Source organism: Halomicronema hongdechloris C2206 (assembly GCF_002075285.3).
GTDB classification, from domain to species: Bacteria; Cyanobacteriota; Cyanobacteriia; order Phormidesmidales; family Phormidesmidaceae; genus Halomicronema_B; species Halomicronema_B hongdechloris.
Genome location: NZ_CP021983.2, coordinates 914,029 through 933,328, shown reverse-complemented (window position 1 = coordinate 933,328; position 19,300 = coordinate 914,029). Strand labels below are relative to the sequence as shown.

Annotated in this window: 13 protein-coding genes; 7 read left to right on the top strand and 6 right to left on the bottom strand. The window is 53.0% G+C overall.

What is annotated here, in order from left to right; translation table 11 throughout:
* The first annotated feature begins 433 nt into the window (after positions 1-433).
* From XM38_RS04330 to XM38_RS04320, 3 genes are all read left to right on the top strand, one after another.
* Entirely contained in the window at positions 434-1,024 is a 591-nt protein-coding gene (locus XM38_RS04330) for a DUF1997 domain-containing protein (protein WP_080809394.1), read from the top strand.
* Between the two features lie 141 nt (positions 1,025-1,165).
* On the top strand, positions 1,166-3,013 hold the full coding sequence (locus XM38_RS04325) for a polysaccharide deacetylase family protein (protein ID WP_202978823.1): 1,848 nt from the start codon (positions 1,166-1,168) through the stop codon (positions 3,011-3,013).
* Entirely contained in the window at positions 3,010-3,804 is a 795-nt protein-coding gene (locus XM38_RS04320) for a M15 family metallopeptidase (RefSeq protein ID WP_088429174.1), read from the top strand. Before XM38_RS04325 ends, XM38_RS04320 begins: the two co-directional genes overlap by 4 nt.
* On the opposite strand, the gene XM38_RS04315 is transcribed toward XM38_RS04320, so the two are convergent.
* From XM38_RS04315 to XM38_RS04295, 5 genes are all read right to left on the bottom strand, one after another.
* Positions 3,798-4,394: a ribonuclease HII gene (locus XM38_RS04315; RefSeq protein ID WP_080809400.1), complete on the bottom strand. Its 597-nt coding sequence runs from the start codon at positions 4,392-4,394 to the stop codon at positions 3,798-3,800. The two genes, XM38_RS04320 and XM38_RS04315, sit on opposite strands and share 7 nt — an antisense overlap.
* Positions 4,395-4,414: 20 nt before the next feature.
* Positions 4,415-6,430 carry a ribonuclease E gene (locus tag XM38_RS04310; RefSeq protein ID WP_088429172.1) on the bottom strand — a complete coding sequence of 672 codons (2,016 nt, stop codon included), beginning with the start codon at positions 6,428-6,430 and terminating at the stop codon, positions 4,415-4,417.
* Between the two features lie 563 nt (positions 6,431-6,993).
* Positions 6,994-8,751 carry a ribonuclease J gene (locus XM38_RS04305; RefSeq protein ID WP_080809403.1) on the bottom strand — a complete coding sequence of 586 codons (1,758 nt, stop codon included), beginning with the start codon at positions 8,749-8,751 and terminating at the stop codon, positions 6,994-6,996.
* 473 nt (positions 8,752-9,224) lie between these two features.
* Positions 9,225-10,121: a 4-hydroxy-tetrahydrodipicolinate synthase gene (gene dapA, locus XM38_RS04300; RefSeq protein ID WP_080809406.1), complete on the bottom strand. Its 897-nt coding sequence runs from the start codon at positions 10,119-10,121 to the stop codon at positions 9,225-9,227.
* 205 nt (positions 10,122-10,326) lie between these two features.
* Positions 10,327-11,361, bottom strand: coding sequence for an aspartate-semialdehyde dehydrogenase (locus tag XM38_RS04295; protein ID WP_088429170.1), 1,035 nt, complete (start codon positions 11,359-11,361; stop codon positions 10,327-10,329).
* Positions 11,362-11,689: 328 nt separating this feature from the next.
* On the opposite strand from XM38_RS04295, the gene tig reads away from it, so the two are divergent.
* The 4 genes from tig (at position 11,690) to XM38_RS04275 (ending at position 16,291) form a co-directional block, all read left to right on the top strand.
* Positions 11,690-13,174, top strand: coding sequence for a trigger factor (gene tig, locus XM38_RS04290; protein ID WP_080809412.1), 1,485 nt, complete (start codon positions 11,690-11,692; stop codon positions 13,172-13,174).
* A 213-nt stretch (positions 13,175-13,387) separates the two neighbouring features.
* Positions 13,388-14,074, top strand: coding sequence for an ATP-dependent Clp endopeptidase proteolytic subunit ClpP (gene clpP / locus XM38_RS04285; protein WP_080809414.1), 687 nt, complete (start codon positions 13,388-13,390; stop codon positions 14,072-14,074).
* Positions 14,075-14,083: 9 nt separating this feature from the next.
* Positions 14,084-15,421 carry an ATP-dependent protease ATP-binding subunit ClpX gene (gene clpX / locus XM38_RS04280; RefSeq protein WP_080809417.1) on the top strand — a complete coding sequence of 446 codons (1,338 nt, stop codon included), beginning with the start codon at positions 14,084-14,086 and terminating at the stop codon, positions 15,419-15,421.
* Between the two features lie 3 nt (positions 15,422-15,424).
* A complete protein-coding gene (locus tag XM38_RS04275; RefSeq protein WP_088429168.1) occupies positions 15,425-16,291 on the top strand; it encodes an alpha/beta fold hydrolase in 867 nt (288 codons plus the stop codon).
* Positions 16,292-16,722: 431 nt separating this feature from the next.
* On the opposite strand, the gene ppsA is transcribed toward XM38_RS04275, so the two are convergent.
* Complete coding sequence (ppsA, locus tag XM38_RS04270) at positions 16,723-19,245, bottom strand: phosphoenolpyruvate synthase (RefSeq protein ID WP_088431514.1); 2,523 nt, start codon at positions 19,243-19,245, stop codon at positions 16,723-16,725.
* Positions 19,246-19,300: the final 55 nt, after the last annotated feature.

Sequence of the window (19,300 nt, the reverse complement as noted above, 5' to 3'; positions counted from 1 at the left end):
GGCCATATCAGAAAGACGTGGCTACTACCTCCTAATTTCCAGAATCATCCAAGCAAAATTTATTCACTAGGCTGCAAGCTACTAGCCTATCTAATCAGCTCTTGTCCTTGTGGTCCAAACCTCAGTTGGATTGGCCAACCCAGAGAGTAGCGTTAAGCTCAACCAACTGCCCCAGCCAGTTTTTAGGAATATGGTTCTCCATACTCGCTGATGTTGCTTGGGTGCGGGATAGCTAAGGGGACCATCTTTACCCTGTGCCTTTGATAACCTAACCAAGAGTCTTAGCCAGAGAGTCTTAGCCAGATTGATAACCGGTCTGCCATCCGTCAGGGCTAAGGGAGAGCGGCCCTGCTAACTATCCTTACAAAGGTTAACATTTATTAATGGCAGTCGTATGCCACGCCGATCAAGTGCTGACCTACATAGTTGCCCAATGGTTCGTTTCACTGCGTCTCAGTCTATCCATCTGTCGGTTGATCCCCAACCTATTCCAGTAGGCCACTACCTACGCCAACCTCGACGCTTGATCAATGCGCTCATGGACATGAAACGGGTTGACGTCCTGGGAGATGGACGTTTCCGCTTAACTATGCGGCCTCTTAAGTTCATGATGCTACACATTCAGCCTACGGTGGATCTGCAGATAGATACTGAGGCCAACGGTCGCATTCAACTGTATTCCACCGGTTGCCAAATCCGTGGCAATCAATATGTCAACCAGCGATTCGATCTGCACCTGAAAGGCCATCTCGCGCCGATCTGTCGTCAAGACTCCACCCATCTGGAGGGAACCGCCCATCTCGTGGTTGAGGTCGAATTACCCCCGGCGCTGCGATTCACTCCCCGCTCATTATTGGAAACCACGGGCAATGGACTGCTGAAGAGTATTCTCATGACCATTAAGCAGCGGTTATCTAGCCATCTGCTGTCCGACTACTATCAGTGGGTTCAAAGCCAATTGAATGACGGCCAGGATCCCTCGACCCTATCCTCCTCTCTACATCATCAGCAGTCTCAGGGATGAATCCCTTAACGCAGGGTTAATCAGTGGTCCGTCAGACCTTAAATCGATCCTAGTCAATGCTTAGCTTGCCTCCAGTAGGGTCTTGGATGGAGGGATGATACCGGACATTGGATCATCCCCAGGACCTCTGAGGGAGCGCCAATGCAGTTGGACGGACTGGGGCTGGGCAAACGTTGGCGGTTACGTCCTCGGTACTGGGGGACGCTTGGGGTAACGGCAGTGGCTGTCGCAGCAGCTATACCCGCTATCCTGGTAATTCAGCCTGAATTATCGCCTCCTGCTCGGCGGCAGTCATTCCCAGTAACCTTGCCCGCAGCCCCTGCGGTTGTTGGTATGGCAGCTTTTCCCACAGAAGTATCCTCCCGACGGGTCTGTCACACTCCGTTAGCAACAGATAGGGCTGAGGCTACGTCTGATTCCGGTGTCCTCACTGAGGAGCTGGCGTCCAGGCTATCCCTGCCTATCCCCTATCTGCCAACTCGGGCTTGGCCAGCAATCCATGCAGACGCTCGCCTGGCCAAGGTACCGGTGTTGATGTACCACGACGTTTTAACAACGCCACAGGTATTCTTTGATGTGACGCCGTCTCAGTTGGCAGAGCAGTTTCAGCAGATTCGTCGGCAGGGCCTGACTCCAATTAGTTTGGAGCAATTAGTCAATCATTTACATACCGGCAGGCCTCTGCCAGAGAAATCCATCGTGCTTAGCTTCGACGATGGCTACGCTGGCCACTATACCCATGTGTACCCCTTGCTGCAGCAGTACGGTTATCCAGCGGTTTTCTCAGTGTTTACCGGCAAGTTAGATGGCACTATCGCTGGCCGCTCGAGGCTCTCCTGGACGCAGCTACAGGACATGGCCCAGGATCCTCTTGTCACCATTGCTGCCCACAGTGTTACGCATCCGCCCGATTTGCGATCGCTTCCCGCTGCCGACCTGCGTCGAGAGGTGACAGCGGTTAAGGCTCGCCTAGAAGCCAAGCTTGACAAGCCCATCCACTACTTTACCTACCCAGCTGGCCACTATGATGAGCGAGTGATGGCAGCAGTAGAGGCGGCGGGGTATCGGGCCGCCCTGACCATGAGCAATACTGACGAAGCGTATGCAGGTGAGTCTGACAATCTCCTGGCCATTGCTCGCTTTGGGCAATCGACACTGTCCCAGCTACTGGATCAGGCCTGGGCAGGCCCTCCTGCCCCTAGCCCTGACACTTTCCAGTTCAGTGCCCCTGTGCAACTGCACACCTTAACCCTGGAAGGAATTCCCCTAGCCTTGGCCACCGGGGGATGGCCTGTGACCATCCATGCCGATAGCCGCTATCAGGTTCCCGAGATCATCGCCCACACCAATGCCGTCGCGGCGGTAGATGGTGGGTTCTTTTCCCTCAAGTATCTGGACTCCAATGTCATGATTGGACCAGTGCTGAGTCAGAATAGCCACACGTTTGTGCCGGGGAATGCCAGTGAAAATCGCAAACTAGCCGGCCGCCCTCTGGTCTTAATGTCTCCCGAGGTGGTCAAGTATATTCCTTTTCAACCAGCTCAGCACAATACGCTGCAGGGCTTGCGAGCAGAGCTACCGCGGGTAACCGATGCCTTTGTAGCAGCTGCCTGGCTGGTCAAGGACGGTGAGGCTCAGCCGGCTAGTGCTTTTGGCAATCTGTTTGATTTCGAGGCCCAACGTCACCGCGCCTTTTGGGGCATTAACCAGGCTGGTCAACCGGTGGTGGGGGTGAGTCAGGACCGGGTCGACTCGGTCACCCTAGGCCAGCTGCTCCAACAGTTGGGCTTACGGGATGCCGTCATGGTGGACTCGGGCGCCAGCACCTCCTTGGCTTACCAAGGCGACTCGTTGATGGGGTATGAACCTCGCCCTGTCCCCCATGTGGTGGCGCTAATTCCCCCCCATCAGGCCACTGGTCCTTGTCCGTTGCTGATGCGATGGCCCTCAAGGACCGGTCTAGCCCCTCTGGGGCGGCTTAGCCAATGACTTATCGCACTCTCCCTAGCCTTGAAGCCCATGGCGTCTTGGACCTCACTACGCCCCTACCTCATAGCCCTTGGTCAGACCTTGTCTCGTGGTCTGAAGCGCCGAGCATTACGATTAATGGCTGGGCTGCTAGGGCAGTCATTGCCCTATTGAGCCTGGCTGGGGGAGGGGGGCCTGGGCCAGAGGCAGCCCAATTGCCAGTGACCTCGGCCCTACACAGCGTTACCACCGAGGCCCTCTATCAGGTACCCGCGCTGCTGCAGCGCTATGGCCATCGAGCCTATGGGGACGCCAATCCCCAGGACCTAGCCGTGATCGCCAGTTACTCAACCCCTCGGGCACAACGATTCGAACGGTTAAAGCCCCCGGCAGCTCTGGCGCTGTTTAAGCTAATCGATGCGGCCCGCCGAGACGGGGTGTGGATCGTGCCGGTATCTGGATTTCGAGACCAGGAACGGCAAGCCATGCTGTTTCAGCGCCGGCTAGAGCAGACGGGAACCGCCACTGCTGCTGCCAAGACTGTGGCGCCCCCTGGCTATAGTGAGCATCACACAGGCTACGCCGTTGATTTGGCGGACGGTCTAGCCCGGGCCCAGGATATTAGCCCTCGATTTGAAACCACCCAAGCATTTCGATGGCTGCAACGCCATGGCCGAGAGTATGGCTTCGAGCTATCGTTTCCCCCTAATAATCCCCAGGGGATTGCCTATGAGCCCTGGCACTGGCGCTTTATCGGCTCCGCCGAAGCCGCCTACCTGTTTCGGCAGCAGAGAGCCAAGCCATCTCAGTAACGAAATGACTGGCGATGTTGTCGAGACCGTCCTAACTGACTCAAGGCTTGTCGATGTTTGGCACTGCCATAGCCTTTATTCGCCGTGAGATCATAGCCAGGATAGTGCTGGTCAAGCCGCATAATCAGGGTATCTCGCCAGACTTTGGCGATGATACTGGCCGATGCGATCGCACAATGATGCTGATCGCCCTTAATCACAGCCTGTTGGGGAATATCTAGCTGGGGTACTAAATATTTGCCATCGATCAGGCATAGAGTTGGACGGGGAGACAATCGTCGAATTGCTCGTTCCATTGCCAATAGCGATGCCTGCAGGATGTTGAGGCGATCAATCTCATGCACCGATGCCATACCCACCTGACAATCCCAGGCCAGATGGCGAATGTGCTGAGCCAGTTTAACCCGATGGGCTGGACGCAATTGCTTGCTATCGCGCACCCCCGCTGCCGTCAGCTGCTGTACCGCCTCATCTCCGAGTACTACCGCTGCTGCCACTACCGGACCGAAGAGGGCTCCTCGACCTACCTCGTCGACACCAGCAATTCGTTCCAATGCCGCCTCCAAAACCCTAGCAGAGGATCCCGTCATTCAGTCCCTAACTACTAGCCCTAACTACTAGCCGACGTCGCCTCTTCCTGGGTCGACGATGAGCGGCGGCGGCGGCGGCGGCGCACCGTATTCTTACTGTCCCCCTCAGTGGAGGCAGTCTCCCCCTTATCGGCTTTGTCCTGAGCCACTTCAGTGGCAGAGCTACTCCCCCCTACCGCTACAGCATTCTCCTGACCCACGGTAGCAGTAGCCTCAGCCTCCTCAGGTGTCGCCGCTGGAGAGGACGCTTCAGCAGTGGTTGGCCCCGCCTGGGTTCCTGTCGTGCTTTCCCCTGGCATCACCACTGAAACTACGGTGTTGCGCGGGTCTTTAACTGGCTCATTGGCGAGGACGACGGGCGAAATTCCCATCATGGCATAGATACGCTGCTCATCTGGGGTCATTTCCACGGAAATCACCTGAGGTGCCTCACCCCGCTTATCGGAGCGGCCATTGCCCCGGGAGCGGCTGCGATTCGGAGTCGCCTTTTCCTTCTCTTTCTCCTTGTCATCGTCGGTGGCATCCGGGGAACTACTTTGCCCCGATGCATCCGGATCACGGCCACTGTCTACTTTACCGTTACTGCGACTAGGCATGGGATCCCGTCGCCGTCGCCGTCGATTTGGCTTACTACTACTGCGCTCTTGGTAATTTGGATGATTAACTAGGTCGAGTTCCTGCAGATCCTGAAGAGGGTCTGACTCCTCACTGCGAGCCTCTTTCAACGTTGGCTGAGCTTTCACCGCCGTTGTCGCCGTCGGTATAGGCGTGTCAACCAAACTATCGACCCCATCTCCTGGCTGGTCAGGTAAATGAATCAGATGACCTAATCCACCACAGGTAGCACAGGGACGGCCGAAGAGTTCGTAGAGGTTTTGGCCCTGCCGTTTACGGGTCAACTCCACCAATCCCAATTCTGACAGTTGAGCGATCTGCGGTCGGGCCTTATCCGCCCGAAGCTCCTTATTAAACTGCTCCAACACTTGCAACTGATCACGGCGAGAATCCATGTCGATAAAATCGACGATGATCACCCCAGCAATGTTACGAAGACGCAGCTGCCGAGCGATCTCCGTAGCGGCTTCACAATTTGTCCATAGCACGGTTTCCCGAGACGTCGCAGAGCGGGTAAATGACCCAGAGTTCACATCAATGACCGTCAGCGCCTCGGTAGGCTCGATAATGATGTAGCCACCTGACGGCAGATCGACTCGCGGTTTCAGCGCTTCGCGGATAGCCGCATTTACCCTGAAATATTCCAACAAGGGCACGCGCTCACGGTGCTGATCAACCAAGACTCCAGGGGGCATACGCCCGCCATTCCAATTGGCTAGGTGATGTTTTACCCGCTTGGCGGCACCGCCTATATCAGTAACAATGCGATTGACATCGGCACTGTAAACGTCCCTTAACACCCGTTGCACAAAATCGTCGTCACGGTTCAGTAGGGACGGCGGACGAGTCGAGAGGGCCTCTTGCTGAATGGTTTCCCATTGCTTTTGCAGCGTCTCTAGATCCTCGATGATGGCTTCCTCGGCAACCCCTTCTGCCTCAGTGCGCACCAGCAAGCCCATACCGGCAGGTTTGACTAAAATGGCTAGGGCTCGCAATCGATTGCGCTCGCTATCATTGCGGATTCGCCGTGACAGATTTACCCCACGACCAAAGGGCATTAGCACCAGATATCGACCGGGTAGGGTAATGTTTCCCGTGAGCCGGGGTCCTTTGTTTCCGGTGGGCTCCTTCATGATCTGGACCAACACCTTCTGTTGAGGGGTCACCAACTCGGTGATGGATCCCGCCGCCCGCTTTAAGCGCAGCGGCCCCAGGTCTGAAACGTGCATAAACCCGTTGCGCTCGCTATCACCAATATTGATGAAAGCGGCGTCAATACCAGGTAACACGTTCTCGACGGTTCCCACATAGATATCGCCAACTTGGTGGGTGCCAGTTGCAACGATGAGCTCTTGAATCTGATCTTCTGAGAAAACAGCAGCGATCCGATGCTGCTCAGCAATCACTATTTGCTTCGGCATTCAATTTCCTCAAAGCTCTCACCAGTCCTGGCAATCGATTCCCTATGCCATGGTCGATCCGTTCTGGTGTCTAAATTACTCAGTAAGTAACAAATCATCGACATATTCGGGTCTGAGAATATCTAGGGGCAATGACAAACACAAGCCACGAGATAGCTACAGTGCATATCCCTGTGATGCTACTGGTCCCTTCAGGATTTGGAGTTTGCCCCTGAGCCGCTGGGCTAATCGTTCGATAGACTAGCAACAACGACTATCCACAGACTGCTGCCTTTGCCAAGACCTTGTATGGGTTGAACAAGAATTCTGACAGAAGCCCTCGAGTATATTCAGCACTCGCAGATGACTGAATGACTGGTAGCTTAACTCTAGCTACCCAACGTAACAACTCCTGCTGCCACGCATTATAGCGCTAAGTTTGCATCCAGACTACTCAAGTTGACTTCTTTCTATCATAAATCACTAGAATTTGCACGAATTGTGCTAAAGCGTGAGGAAAAGCGTAGGGGTCGATCGTGGCCGCCCCCATGCTGCTTGACGAGGGTCAGCCATTGATGCTGGCCTCAAGAGGCAGATGCAGCCGCTACTGGTGTAGAGTCTGAGACTTGGGAGCGTAGAGAGATTGGGTGCACCATGACCACCACCAGTGGATCCGTCTTAGCCAGTTGCTTGCGTAGCATGCGCCGTAGATCGGTTTCGAGGGCACCTTGCAGAGCCTGCCAATCGACCGGCCCACCGGCTTGGGTGCGATCGCACATCATCTCTGACCAACGGGTTTGTAATACAGCCTCGATTCGCGACTGCACGTCTCGCTGTAGGCGGGTTTGATCGATAGGCTTAGCAACACCCCGGAGATACACTGCCGGTGGAGTCATCAGTCTCCCGGACTCTGTGATCACAGCGGCGACGGTCACCAGTCCATCTTCCGCCAGCTGTTGCCGCTCCCGTAAAGTATCACGGCCAACCCCCTGACGAGCTGAGTCAACCAACTCAATGCCGGAGGGCACCTGACTGCCCACTTGGATACTGGACTGAGACACTTCTACCACATCGCCATTTTGAATAATGACCATGTTCTCAGCCGGAATGCCCATACTTCGAGCCGTTTCGGCATGGCGTACAAGCATCCGGTGTTCTCCATGAACCGGCAAGAAAAACCGAGGTCGAGTCAGCGCCAACATCAGTTTTTGATCTTCTTGGGCACCGTGGCCAGAGACGTGAATACCTTTATCTTTGCCATAGATGACCGTCGCCCCCTGCATCATCAGTTTGTCGATGGTGTTAACCACGGCGATGGTATTGCCTGGAATTGGATTGGCCGAGAAGACAACAGTATCTCCCTGGCGAATCTTGATCTGTCGGTGAGAGCCATTGGCAATGCGAGTCAACGCCGCCATGGGCTCTCCCTGGGATCCCGTTGTTAAAATCAAAGTCTTGTCGTCGGGGCACTGGTTCAGATTACGCAGGGGCTGGAACAGCTTATCCTCGCACTTGATGTACCCTAGATTGCGAGCGTGGGCAATGACATTCAACATCGAGCGCCCCACGACAAAGACTGAGCGCTCCTGTTGCTGAGCCAAATCCAGAATCATATTGACTCGGTGAACTGAGGAGGCAAAGGTCGTTACCAAGAGACGCCCTGACGCCTGGCTAAAGATACGAGCCAAGTTCGGATACACAGATCGTTCGGAAGGGGTATGACCTGGCACCTCGGCATTGGTGGAATCACTGATGAGGCAGAGTACCCCTCGTTCACCATATTCAGCCAATTTTTGGAAATCGAAATACTCACCATCCACAGGAGTGTGGTCTACTTTAAAGTCGCCACTGTGGACCACGATGCCCACAGGGGTATGAATGGCAACTGTGAAGCTATCGGCAATGGAGTGGGTATTGCGAATATACTCCACTAAAAAGGATTTACCCACCCGCACGATTTCACGGGGACGAACGGTACGCAGTTCGGTGCGATCCGACACGCCTGCCTCTTCTAGCTTGCCCTCCAGTAGGGCCATTGCCAGGCGAGGACCATAGATAACGGGAATATCGAACTGCTTCAAGTGAAAGGGAATGCCACCGATGTGATCCTCATGACCATGGGTGACAATCATACCTTTGATCTTGTGACGGTTTTCACGCAGATAGGTAACGTCGGGCAGCACAATGTTAACCCCATGCATGCCATCCGTCGGAAATGCCAATCCCGCATCCAAGAGCATGATTTCGTCATTGATCTCGAACACGCAGGTGTTCTTACCAATTTCGTGCAATCCCCCTAGGGGAATTACTTTCAACGCGGGATTCGATTGGGATTGATTCATACAAGTAATTCAGGTTCAGTACAGGTTTAGATGAACAAAGGGAAACTTAATACAGCCAGGATTAGAGGATACCTACATCCTCGTCAGCACCTAAGCGTCGGTAGATACCGCGATTGATCAAGACTTTGACATCGCTTTGCAGCGAGCGCCCGATCCAAATAGCCCATGCACCGGTGACGTCGCCTCGCGGCCACAATTTCAGGACTATCCGAGAGCAGTCGTGGCCATACAGCAAGCTCTACACCACCTACCTAAACCTAGTGAGTACCCAGCTTGCTAGATTCTCCTTGATGGGAGAAGGAGGCCAACACTCGACTCTGAGCCTAATCTCTCCCAGCAAAAAAATCAGCCATACACGACTAGGTAACTAACTTAGATAACTAACTGAGACTGTGAGACAGAGATCCCTCCAAACGTAAACAACACACACTATTCAATTGTCAGGAAACTTAAAATGCTGAGGTTGGCTATCCCTACGAGATCTCGGATTGATGCGCCAGCTCATCTAATACCGCCTTAATGGCCTGCTCTATCTCCTTGGTCGGAGGGCTCAAGGGTGAGCGGACCGTTCCAACCTGCCATCCCTGTATTGCCAAGGCTGCTTTCACAGGAATGGGATTCGTCGTAGCAAACAGAACTCTAAAGAGAGGCAGAAGCTGCAGATGAATCTGGGTAGCACCCTTGATCTGTCCTGCCGTGAATGCTTGAACCATTTGCTGTAGCTGATCACCTACCAGGTGACTAGCTACACTCACCACGCCGCTGCCACCGACAGCCAGTAACGGTAAGGTTAACGAATCATCCCCTGAATACAGGGCAAATGCTTCTGGAGTGGAGCGTCGAATCTGACTAACATGATCTAGACTACCACTGGCTTCCTTAATTGCGACAATATTGGGAATCTCTGCCAGTCGAGCTACTGTGTCCACTGCCAGGTTACAGCTAGTGCGGCCAGGAATGTTATACAGCATCAAGGGCAGGTCTGGGACGGCTTGTGCGATCGCACAAAAATGCCGATACAACCCCTCTTGAGGAGGCTTATTGTAATAGGGTACCACCTGCAGAGAGCCGTCTAGCCCCAATGCCGCTGCCTTGCGGGTTGCCTCAATAGCTTCATGGGTAGAATTAGAGCCAGTGCCCGCAATCACCATAGCCTTGCCAGCCACTGCCTGCTGCACTGCCCTAAACAACTGATATTCTTCATCCCATGTCAGCGTTGGCGACTCACCAGTGGTGCCACAAACTACCAATGCGTCGCTGCCATGGGCAACCAAATGGGAAGCCAACGCTTCAGCAGTCGAATAACTAACCGCACCTTCTGCCGTAAATGGCGTCACCATTGCCGTTAGTATCCGCCCAAAAACTGTCACGCTCGCTGAGCTCCTTTACTTAAACCAGGTCGTCTCTTGTGTTATCGCACATTAGGTCAGCCTCTGACGAGCCACCAACCACCGTAATTTCCCTAATTGTTGTCCGATCGCTCCGCCAGCAGCATACCAGATAGACTCAGGTAGGATAGAGGGTTATTCGACGTCAGGCTATGTGGCTGCATTTTGTCAATCAAAAATTTGCCAATCAAACCGGTGTTGGGACTCCAAGCCATTGCTTAGCCACCAACAACTCAGCAATCTGAACGGCGTTGAGGGCAGCACCCTTACGAATCTGATCACCACACAGCCAAAGTTCTAACCCATTGGCATGGGAGAGATCCTGACGGATGCGACCCACCAACACATCATCTTGGCCACTAGCCTCTATGGGCATAGGGAAATGGTTGGCTTGCCAATCTTCCACGAGCCTGACGCCTGGAAACTGTCCCAACAATTCTCGGGCACGCTTAGGGGCAAAGGGAGTCGAAAATTCTAAATTAATCGCCTCGGAGTGAGCTCTCAACACAGGTACTCGCACGCAGGTCGCCGAAATTCGTAGATCCGGGGCAGCAAAAATCTTGCGCGTCTCGTTGACCATTTTCATCTCCTCTTGGCAGTATCCCTGCTCATTCACAGGAGAGTTGTGAGGAAACAAATTGAAGGCTAGGGGATAGGGAAACGCCTCAGTCGGAGGAAGTTGGTCGGCCAATATGGCTGCAGCCTGCTGTTTTACCTCCTCCATGGCTCTGGCTCCTGCCCCACTGGCAGACTGATACGTTGCCACCACTAGCCGCTGCACCGGTTGCACTTGATGCAGTGGCCACACAGCCAAAGCCATTAGGATAGTAGTGCAATTGGGGTTGGCGATAACGCCAGCGTGGGTTGCCGCCGCATTCGGATTTACCTCAGGTACCACCAAGGGCACCTGGGGATCCATACGAAAGGCACTAGAATTATCAACTACCACGGCACCTGCCTCCACCGCCCTAGGTGCCCACTGCCGTGAGATAGTAGCCCCTGCTGATGCCAGGACTAGATCGACTCCGTCGAAGGAGTGCGGGCCTAACGCTTCAACGGTCAGTGATTTCCCCCCAAAGGTACGACTGACACCTGCAGAGCGCTCAGAGGCTAATAATCTCAAATCAGCTACAGGGAAATTGCGCTGCTCTAGTAAGCTAAGCAACTCTGTGCCAACGGCACCAGTGGCCCCCAAAATAGCGACACGATAAGCCTGAGCCAAACCAAAATCCTCCTGTGATTAGCCGCAAACAACTACCCCGGACAATCCACCGAAGTCATCACCATACAATACACATAGATATCTTGGCAGATACCTTACCAAATCCAGCCATTGACGAATTGGAATGTTGAAGAAGTCTAAAGGCACCAGGAAGTCGCTACGACAGTCCACAGTGGAGCTAGCCAAGGGCACCTCAGGGACCTCTGTCTGTATCCTGGGCTGAGCACCCTGCTCACCTGGCCCGAGGATCCGCTATGATAGCTAATCGCGTGATAATTGTGATGGTGTCATTCCTGGCCCCACGCATGGATGTTGTTTGAGAGCTTCAATGAAAGTTACCCAGGAAATACTGCCCGATAGCCAGGTTGGCCTAGAAATCGAGGTCACTCCAGAAATGTCAAAGCAGACCTACGATAAGGTGCTGCAGAAATACATGAGATCGGTCAATATTCCTGGCTTCCGCAAGGGTAAAGTGCCGCGGCAGGTTTTCTTGCAACGAGTAGGGGTTGGCCAGTTCAAAGCTGCTGTTCTAGAAGAACTGGTGCAAGAGGCTGTCGATGAAGCCATCAAGCAAGCAGATATTGAGGCCATCGGCAATTATCAACTCACGTCCTCCTTCGAGCAGCTGGTTCAACAATTCGAGCCTGGCCAAGCTTTGACCATCCAAGCTTCTGTAGATGTGCCTCCCCGCGTGTCCTTAGACCAATATAAGGGCTTAACGGTTCAGGCAGAGGAAGTACAGTATGATGCCCAGCGAGTTGAAGATACATTAGAACAATATCGACTCAACCAAGCCACCCTAGTTCCCGTTGAAGATCGTCCCGCTCAAATGGGGGACGTCGCTGTCATTGACTTTGTCGGTAAGGTGCAGGGAAAAGATGGTGAACTCACTGAATTCCCTGGAGGTAGTGCTGAAGACTTTGAAATCGAAATTCAAGAAGGGCGCTTTATTGAAGGCTTTGTTCAAGGCATTGTCGGCATGGCGATCGATGACACCCGAGATGTCGAGGTAACCTTCCCCGACGAGTATCCCCAAGAAGACTTGGCTGGCAAGGCAGCAATCTTCACCATTACCCTGAAAGATGTGAAGGAGAAGGAACTGCCCGACCTTGATGATGACTTTGCCCAGGAAATCAGCGAATTCGAAACCCTGGAAGAGTTACGGAATTCCCTGGAGGAGCGATATCGGCAAGAAGCCGAGGAAAAGACTCAGGCCAACAAGGAGAAGGCACTACTCGATGAAATAGTTACCCATCTCCAGGCTGAGATTCCCAATACCATGATTCAACGGGAAGTCGATTACTTACTGACCCAGAGCTTAATGCAGCTGAGCCGCCAGGGAATTGACGTAAATAAGCTCCTGACTAAGGATATGGTGGCTGGGATGCGGGAACGCACCCGACCCGACGCTATCGAGCAGCTGCGAACTACCCTGGCCCTGGGAGAAGTTGCCAAACAGGAATCCATCACCATCGATGAGAATGATATTCAGGCCCGCATCGATGAAATGATGGAGGAAGTCAGTGATCCTGAGGCTATTGATCACGATCGGCTACGGCAAGTGGTAGAAGAGGAACTGCTGCAGGAGAAGATCTTGGCCTGGCTGGAAGAGCACTCCACGGTTGAACTCGTGCCGGAGGGAACCCTAGCTGACAATGACAATGGCGCTGATGACATAGATCCCACTGAGGAGCTAGCAGCGCCTGAGTCAGAAGAAACTACTGAAGCTACCGTGGCGGCAGCTAATGCCACGATCGAGGCCACCGCCGAGGTAGTTACAGAAAATTCGGAGGCATCAGATGGCCAAGCTTAAAGATTGGTAGCATTAGGCTAATCTCAGTTAGATTTCCGCTAGCGTGGAGGCGAGGGATTAAAATCCTACGGAGTCATCGGTTGGTTCAACGCATTAGCCCTGATGAAATGTTGAGGCATAATAATCTCGGGAGGGTCGCTGCCTGCTTGTATAGAACTATGCGTACTGCTGCATGAGTCTCCTCGTCTTCTTGTGAATGCATACCTAGAGCCTATGATTTCGTCAACGGATTTTCATACAGTGACGAGCTTGAGTCGAGTTACCTCAGGTCGTCATTCACCCCATGGGGTGATACCCATGGTAGTAGAGCAATCGGGGCGAGGAGAACGCGCCTTCGACATCTATTCTCGCCTGTTAAGGGAACGCATTGTCTTTCTAGGCATGCCTGTCACCGATGAAGTCGCGGATTCGATCGTGGCTCAATTGCTGTTCCTAGATGCCGAGGATCCGGAAAAAGATATTCAATTCTACATCAATTCTCCTGGAGGGTCCGTGACAGCGGGCATGGCTATCTACGACACCATGCAGCAGGTACGCCCTGATATTGTCACCATCTGCTTTGGCTTTGCTGCTAGCATGGGTGCCTTTCTCCTCTGTGGCGGAGCTGCAGGCAAGCGGCTATCATTGCCTAGCTCCCGTATCATGATCCATCAACCCCTGGGTGGCATTCAGGGGCAGGCTGTGGACATTGATATTCAGGCCAAAGAGATCTTGTACTATAAGCGGCGGTTGAATGAGCTGATTGCCTATCACACCGGACAACCGCTTGAGCGCATTGAAACCGATACCGAGCGCGACTTCTACATGTCGGCCGCAGAAGCGAAGGCCTATCAGTTAATTGATGACGTCATTCAGCGACAGGATATACCTAACGGTTCGGCCGTAACTGCACTCAAGTAAGGGGCCATTATGTCTAAATATGACTCCCATCTGAAATGTTCGTTTTGCGGGAAGTCTCAGGAGCAAGTCCGCAAGCTAATTGCGGGGCCGGGAGTCTACATCTGTGACGAGTGTGTGGACCTGTGCAACGAAATTCTCGACGAGGAACTGTTTGACTCTAGTGCTGCAGTTTCTCAGCCAGTGCCTCAACGAGAACCAGCTCCAGAGCGACGGCGCTCGTCTGCCAATATTTCCCTGAGTCAAATCCCTAAGCCGCGGGAAATTAAGAAGTACCTTGATGAGCATGTCATTGGTCAAAGTGAGGCCAAGAAGGTGCTCTCGGTGGCCGTCTACAACCACTACAAGCGGCTGAGTTATCTGCAAAATCGTGGCAGTGATCCTTTAGATGACAACATTGAGTTGCAGAAGTCGAACATCTTGCTGATTGGCCCGACCGGTTGTGGCAAAACACTCCTGGCGCAGACACTGGCCCGAATTCTGGATGTGCCGTTTGCTGTGGCGGATGCCACCACTCTGACGGAAGCCGGATATGTCGGGGAAGACGTCGAGAATATTCTGCTGCGATTGTTACAGGTGGCTGAGCTCGATGTAGAAGAGGCTCAGCGCGGCATCATCTACATTGATGAGATTGATAAAATTGCCCGCAAGAGTGAGAATCCTTCAATTACCCGTGATGTCTCCGGAGAAGGGGTACAGCAAGCCCTACTTAAAATGCTGGAAGGGACTGTAGCCAATGTTCCTCCCCAGGGAGGACGCAAGCATCCTTATCAGGACTGCATTCAGATTGACACCAGTAATATTCTGTTCATCTGCGGCGGTGCTTTCGTCGGGCTGGACAAGATGGTGGAACAGCGGCTGGGCAAAAAGTCTATCGGCTTTGTTCAGCCTGGAGAGAATCAGGTGTCCCGAGAACAACGGGCTGCTGATATCCTCAAATATTTGGAACCTGAGGATCTCGTCAAGTTTGGATTGATTCCGGAATTTATTGGTCGTATTCCAGCGATTTCAGTGGTTGATCCGTTGGATGAGGATACCCTGGTCGCCATTCTCACAGAGCCCAAGAATGCTCTAGTGAAACAATTCCAGAAACTGATGCGAATGGACAATGTCCAGCTAGAGTTTAAGCAGGACGCAGTTCGTGCCATCGCTCGAGAAGCTTACCGGCGGAAAACCGGAGCTAGAGCTCTGCGTGGCATCATTGAGGAGTTAATGCTCGATGTGATGTATGAGTTACCATCCCGCAAGGATGTGAAACGTTGTGCGATCACCCGGGAAATGGTTGAACAGCGTTCGACAGCAGAACTACTGATGCACCCATCCTCATTACCCAAGCCTGAGTCGGCCTAGGTTATGCCTTACTTGACGGTCAATGGGATTGACCACTTTTATGAGTGGGTAGGAGGGTCTGCATCAGGAAATAGTGTCTCTGAGAAACCTGTCCTAGTCTTCATTCATGGTTGGGCGGGGTCGGCTCGGTATTGGCAGCAGATAGCTCAGGCCTTGGCATCTGATTTTCGGTGTTTGCTCTACGATATGCGTGGCTTTGGCCGTTCTCAGCCGACTTCAGAGCCAGGTCCGATTACAGCTGCCCAAGGCTACGAATTAGACACCTTTGCTGATGATTTAGCTACCCTATTGAATCAGTTGCAACTAGGGCGGGTTTATCTCATGGCCCACTCTATGGGGGCTTCGGTGGCGGTATTTTTTTTGAATCGCTACAGCAATCGGGTTGAACGGGGCGTACTCACCTGTAACGGAGTATTTGAGTATGACGAAAAGGCTTTTGCAGCGTTTTACCGGTTTGGTGGCTATGTAGTGGCATTTCGCCCTACCTGGTTAGCCCGGATTCCCTTGATGCCGCGGTTGTTTATGGCTCGCTTCTTACACCGCCCAATTCCATCGGTAGAACGCTTGGCCTTTCTACAAGACTTTTTGCGGGCCGATTATGATACGGCCCTAGGCACTATTTTTACCTCGGTGAGCAAGAAGGCCACTGAGGTGATGCCACTACAGTTTCAGCAGATTACAGTGCCAACCTTGCTGATATCAGGGGAGTTTGATCAGATTACGCCGGCTGAAATGGGTCGGCAGGCAGCTGCTTTAAATCCTGGCTACATTGACTATGTAATGATGCCTAAAACAGCTCATTTTCCGATGTTAGAGGATCCTGAGACCTATCTGACCATCACTAGATCGTTTCTTTTGAGTCAGTCGTAAGGCTATTTACGAGCTTGGATCTGTAAATTTGCCAGGATGTGATGGTCAAAGATGCCGCAGGATTTTGCTTCCTGTCATTGTCGAGCTCACAGCACTGGTTACTGTTGGCGCCAATGGTCACTGAGGCATAGGAATATTGAGCCTTGGTCAACTTGGCAGCGACATCTAGTAGTCAAGCAAAATTAACACAACTTTATATAATGGTTATATTTAGTTTACATTAATATACGTAAAGCCCAGTTAGGCCAAGCTCACCGAATCTTGAACTCCAGTCACTTGATACTCTTTGCAAGCAGAAGGCTGTTCGAACAGCACCTGCAACCGCTCAATGCGTCAGCCACCTAACAGGAAAGGACGCCGTCCATGGGAGGGATAGCGCCCTTCAATACTCAAGTCCTCTATGGAGGGGACACCCCCAGACAGGCATTGAGTCAACCAATGCCTTCGGTCTTAGCAATCTCCAGCATCGTCTTCAACACAGTATCCGGGTTGAGGCTGATGGAATCAATCCCCAGTTCCACCAAGAAGGCAGCAAACTCAGGATAATCACTAGGTGCCTGACCACAGATGCCGATCTTGCGATCATTGCCCTTGGCCTTAGTGATCACTTGGCGTACCATTTCTTTCACCCCATCATTGCGCTCATCGAAGATATGAGCCACCAGAGCCGAATCTCGGTCCAATCCCAGGGTGAGTTGGGTCAAGTCATTAGAGCCAATTGAGAAGCCATCGAAGACCTGACTAAACTGATCCGCCAGAATCACATTGCTGGGAATCTCGCACATGACATAGACCTGTAGGCCATTTTCCCCCTTCCTCAATCCATACGTCGCCATGGTGTCCAGCACCTTACGGCCCTCATCGGGGGTACGGCAGAAGGGAATCATGGGGATGACATTGGTCATCCCCATGTCATCACGTACTCGCTTAATGGCGGTGCATTCCAATCCAAAGGCAGCGGTGTAGTTGGGATCATAGTAGCGAGAGGCACCGCGCCAGCCGATCATCGGGTTTTCTTCCTTCGGTTCAAACTCCCGTCCCCCCAGCAAGTTAGCGTACTCATTACTCTTGAAATCCGACATCCGCACGACGACTGGGTTAGGATAAAAAGCCGCCGCGATCATACCGACTCCTGTAGCCAGTTTGTCCACGAAGAACTCGGGCTTATTGTCGTAATTGGCCGTGAGTTGGGAAATTTCCCACTTGGCCGCCTTGTCCTCCAACTCATCGAAATGCATCAACGCTAGCGGGTGAGCTTTGATGTGATTGGCAATGATGAACTCTAAGCGAGCCAGACCGACGCCGTCGCAAGGGATTGTGGCCAGGCTAAAGGCCTCCTCAGGATTGCCGACATTCATCAGGATGCGGGTGCGAGTGCGAGGCAGATTATCCAGCTGAGTTTCCTGGATATCGAAGGGAACTCGCCCGCCATAGACCCGACCTTCTTCTCCTTCCGCGCAAGACACCGTTACCTCCTGGCCGGTCTGCAGCACCTCGGTGGCATCGCCACAGCCGACAATAGCGGGGATCCCCATTTCTCGAGCAATAATGGCGGCATGACAAGTCCGCCCCCCTTGGTTGGTGACGATGGCGCTAGATTTTTTCATGATCGGCTCCCAGTCGGGGTCCGTCTTATTGGTGACCAGCACTTCTCCATCCTGAAATTCGGCAATGCGATGGACATCCATGATCACCCGAGCTCTGCCAGCCCCGATCATCTCACCAACGGCCCGGCCCGTAGTCAGCACATCGCCAGTGCCATTGAGCTGATAGTGTTTGATGACATTGCCGGCTTTCTGAGACTGTACCGTTTCCGGTCGAGCTTGGACGATGAATAGGTCACCGGTGATGCCGTCTTTGGCCCACTCAATGTCCATGGGGGTATCCTTGCCCCGTTTGGCGCTGTAGTGGTCTTCGATGATGCAGGCCCATTTTGCTAGGGTAAGCACCTGATCATCGCTGATACAGAACTTCTTACGATCAGGGACGGCAACCGGTACATTCTTGGTTTGCTTACCACCGCCTACGTCGTAGACCATCTTGATCTCTTTGCTGCCCAGCCGCTTGTTGAGAATCGGTCGTTTGCCGTCTTTCAGAGTAGGTTTGAAGACGAAGTATTCATCTGGATTGACGGCCCCTTGTACGACGTTTTCGCCCAAACCGTAGGCTGCGGTAATCAGAGCGGCATTCTTAAAGCCGGTTTCGGTGTCGATGGAAAACATGACTCCAGAGGCGGCTAAATCAGAGCGCACCATCTTTTGCACCCCGACAGAGAGGGCCACAGAAAACTCGTCAAAGTCATCGATGCGTTCGGCATACTGGTGCCGATAGGAAATCGCCCGGTCGGTAAACAGGGAGGCAAAGCATTTATGGCAGGCTTCTAGGACAGCCTTGACGCCGTGGACATTGAGATAAGTCTCTTGCTGGCCAGCGAAGCTGGCGTCGGGCAGGTCTTCGGCAGTAGCTGAGGAGCGCACGGCCACATCCAGCTCTTTGCCGAACTTCTGACATTCATCGGCAAATTCACCCGAGAAGCGATCGCAAAACTCTGCATCCGCTCCATAGCGCTCACAGAGCCGCAGATAGGCGCTACTGATAGCAGCCTGCAACTCCGGCGGAAATGGCGTATTCATTACCAAGGCCCGAGCTTGCTTGCCCCGTTCCCGTAGGTTAGTAACATCATCCAGATCTAGATCGGCAAATAGATTCCGGAGTTGATCCTCTAAGCCGGCGTTCTCAACAAAGTAACGATAGGCATAGGCTGTGGTGGCAAAGCCTGTAGGCACATTCACTCCCTTAGCGCTGAGCTGCTGAATCATTTCCCCTAAAGAGGCATTCTTACCGCCCACCAGGGGAATGTCTCCAATGCCAACCTCCTCAAACCAGAGCACAAACGAGGTGTCCTTGGAGCGAGCCGGAGAAGAACTGCCTTGAGGTCGATTAGAGAGCACCATCATCGGATCTCCTTATTAGCTTGTCGTGTGGTAGACCAAGGCGCCCTCTGTTCGT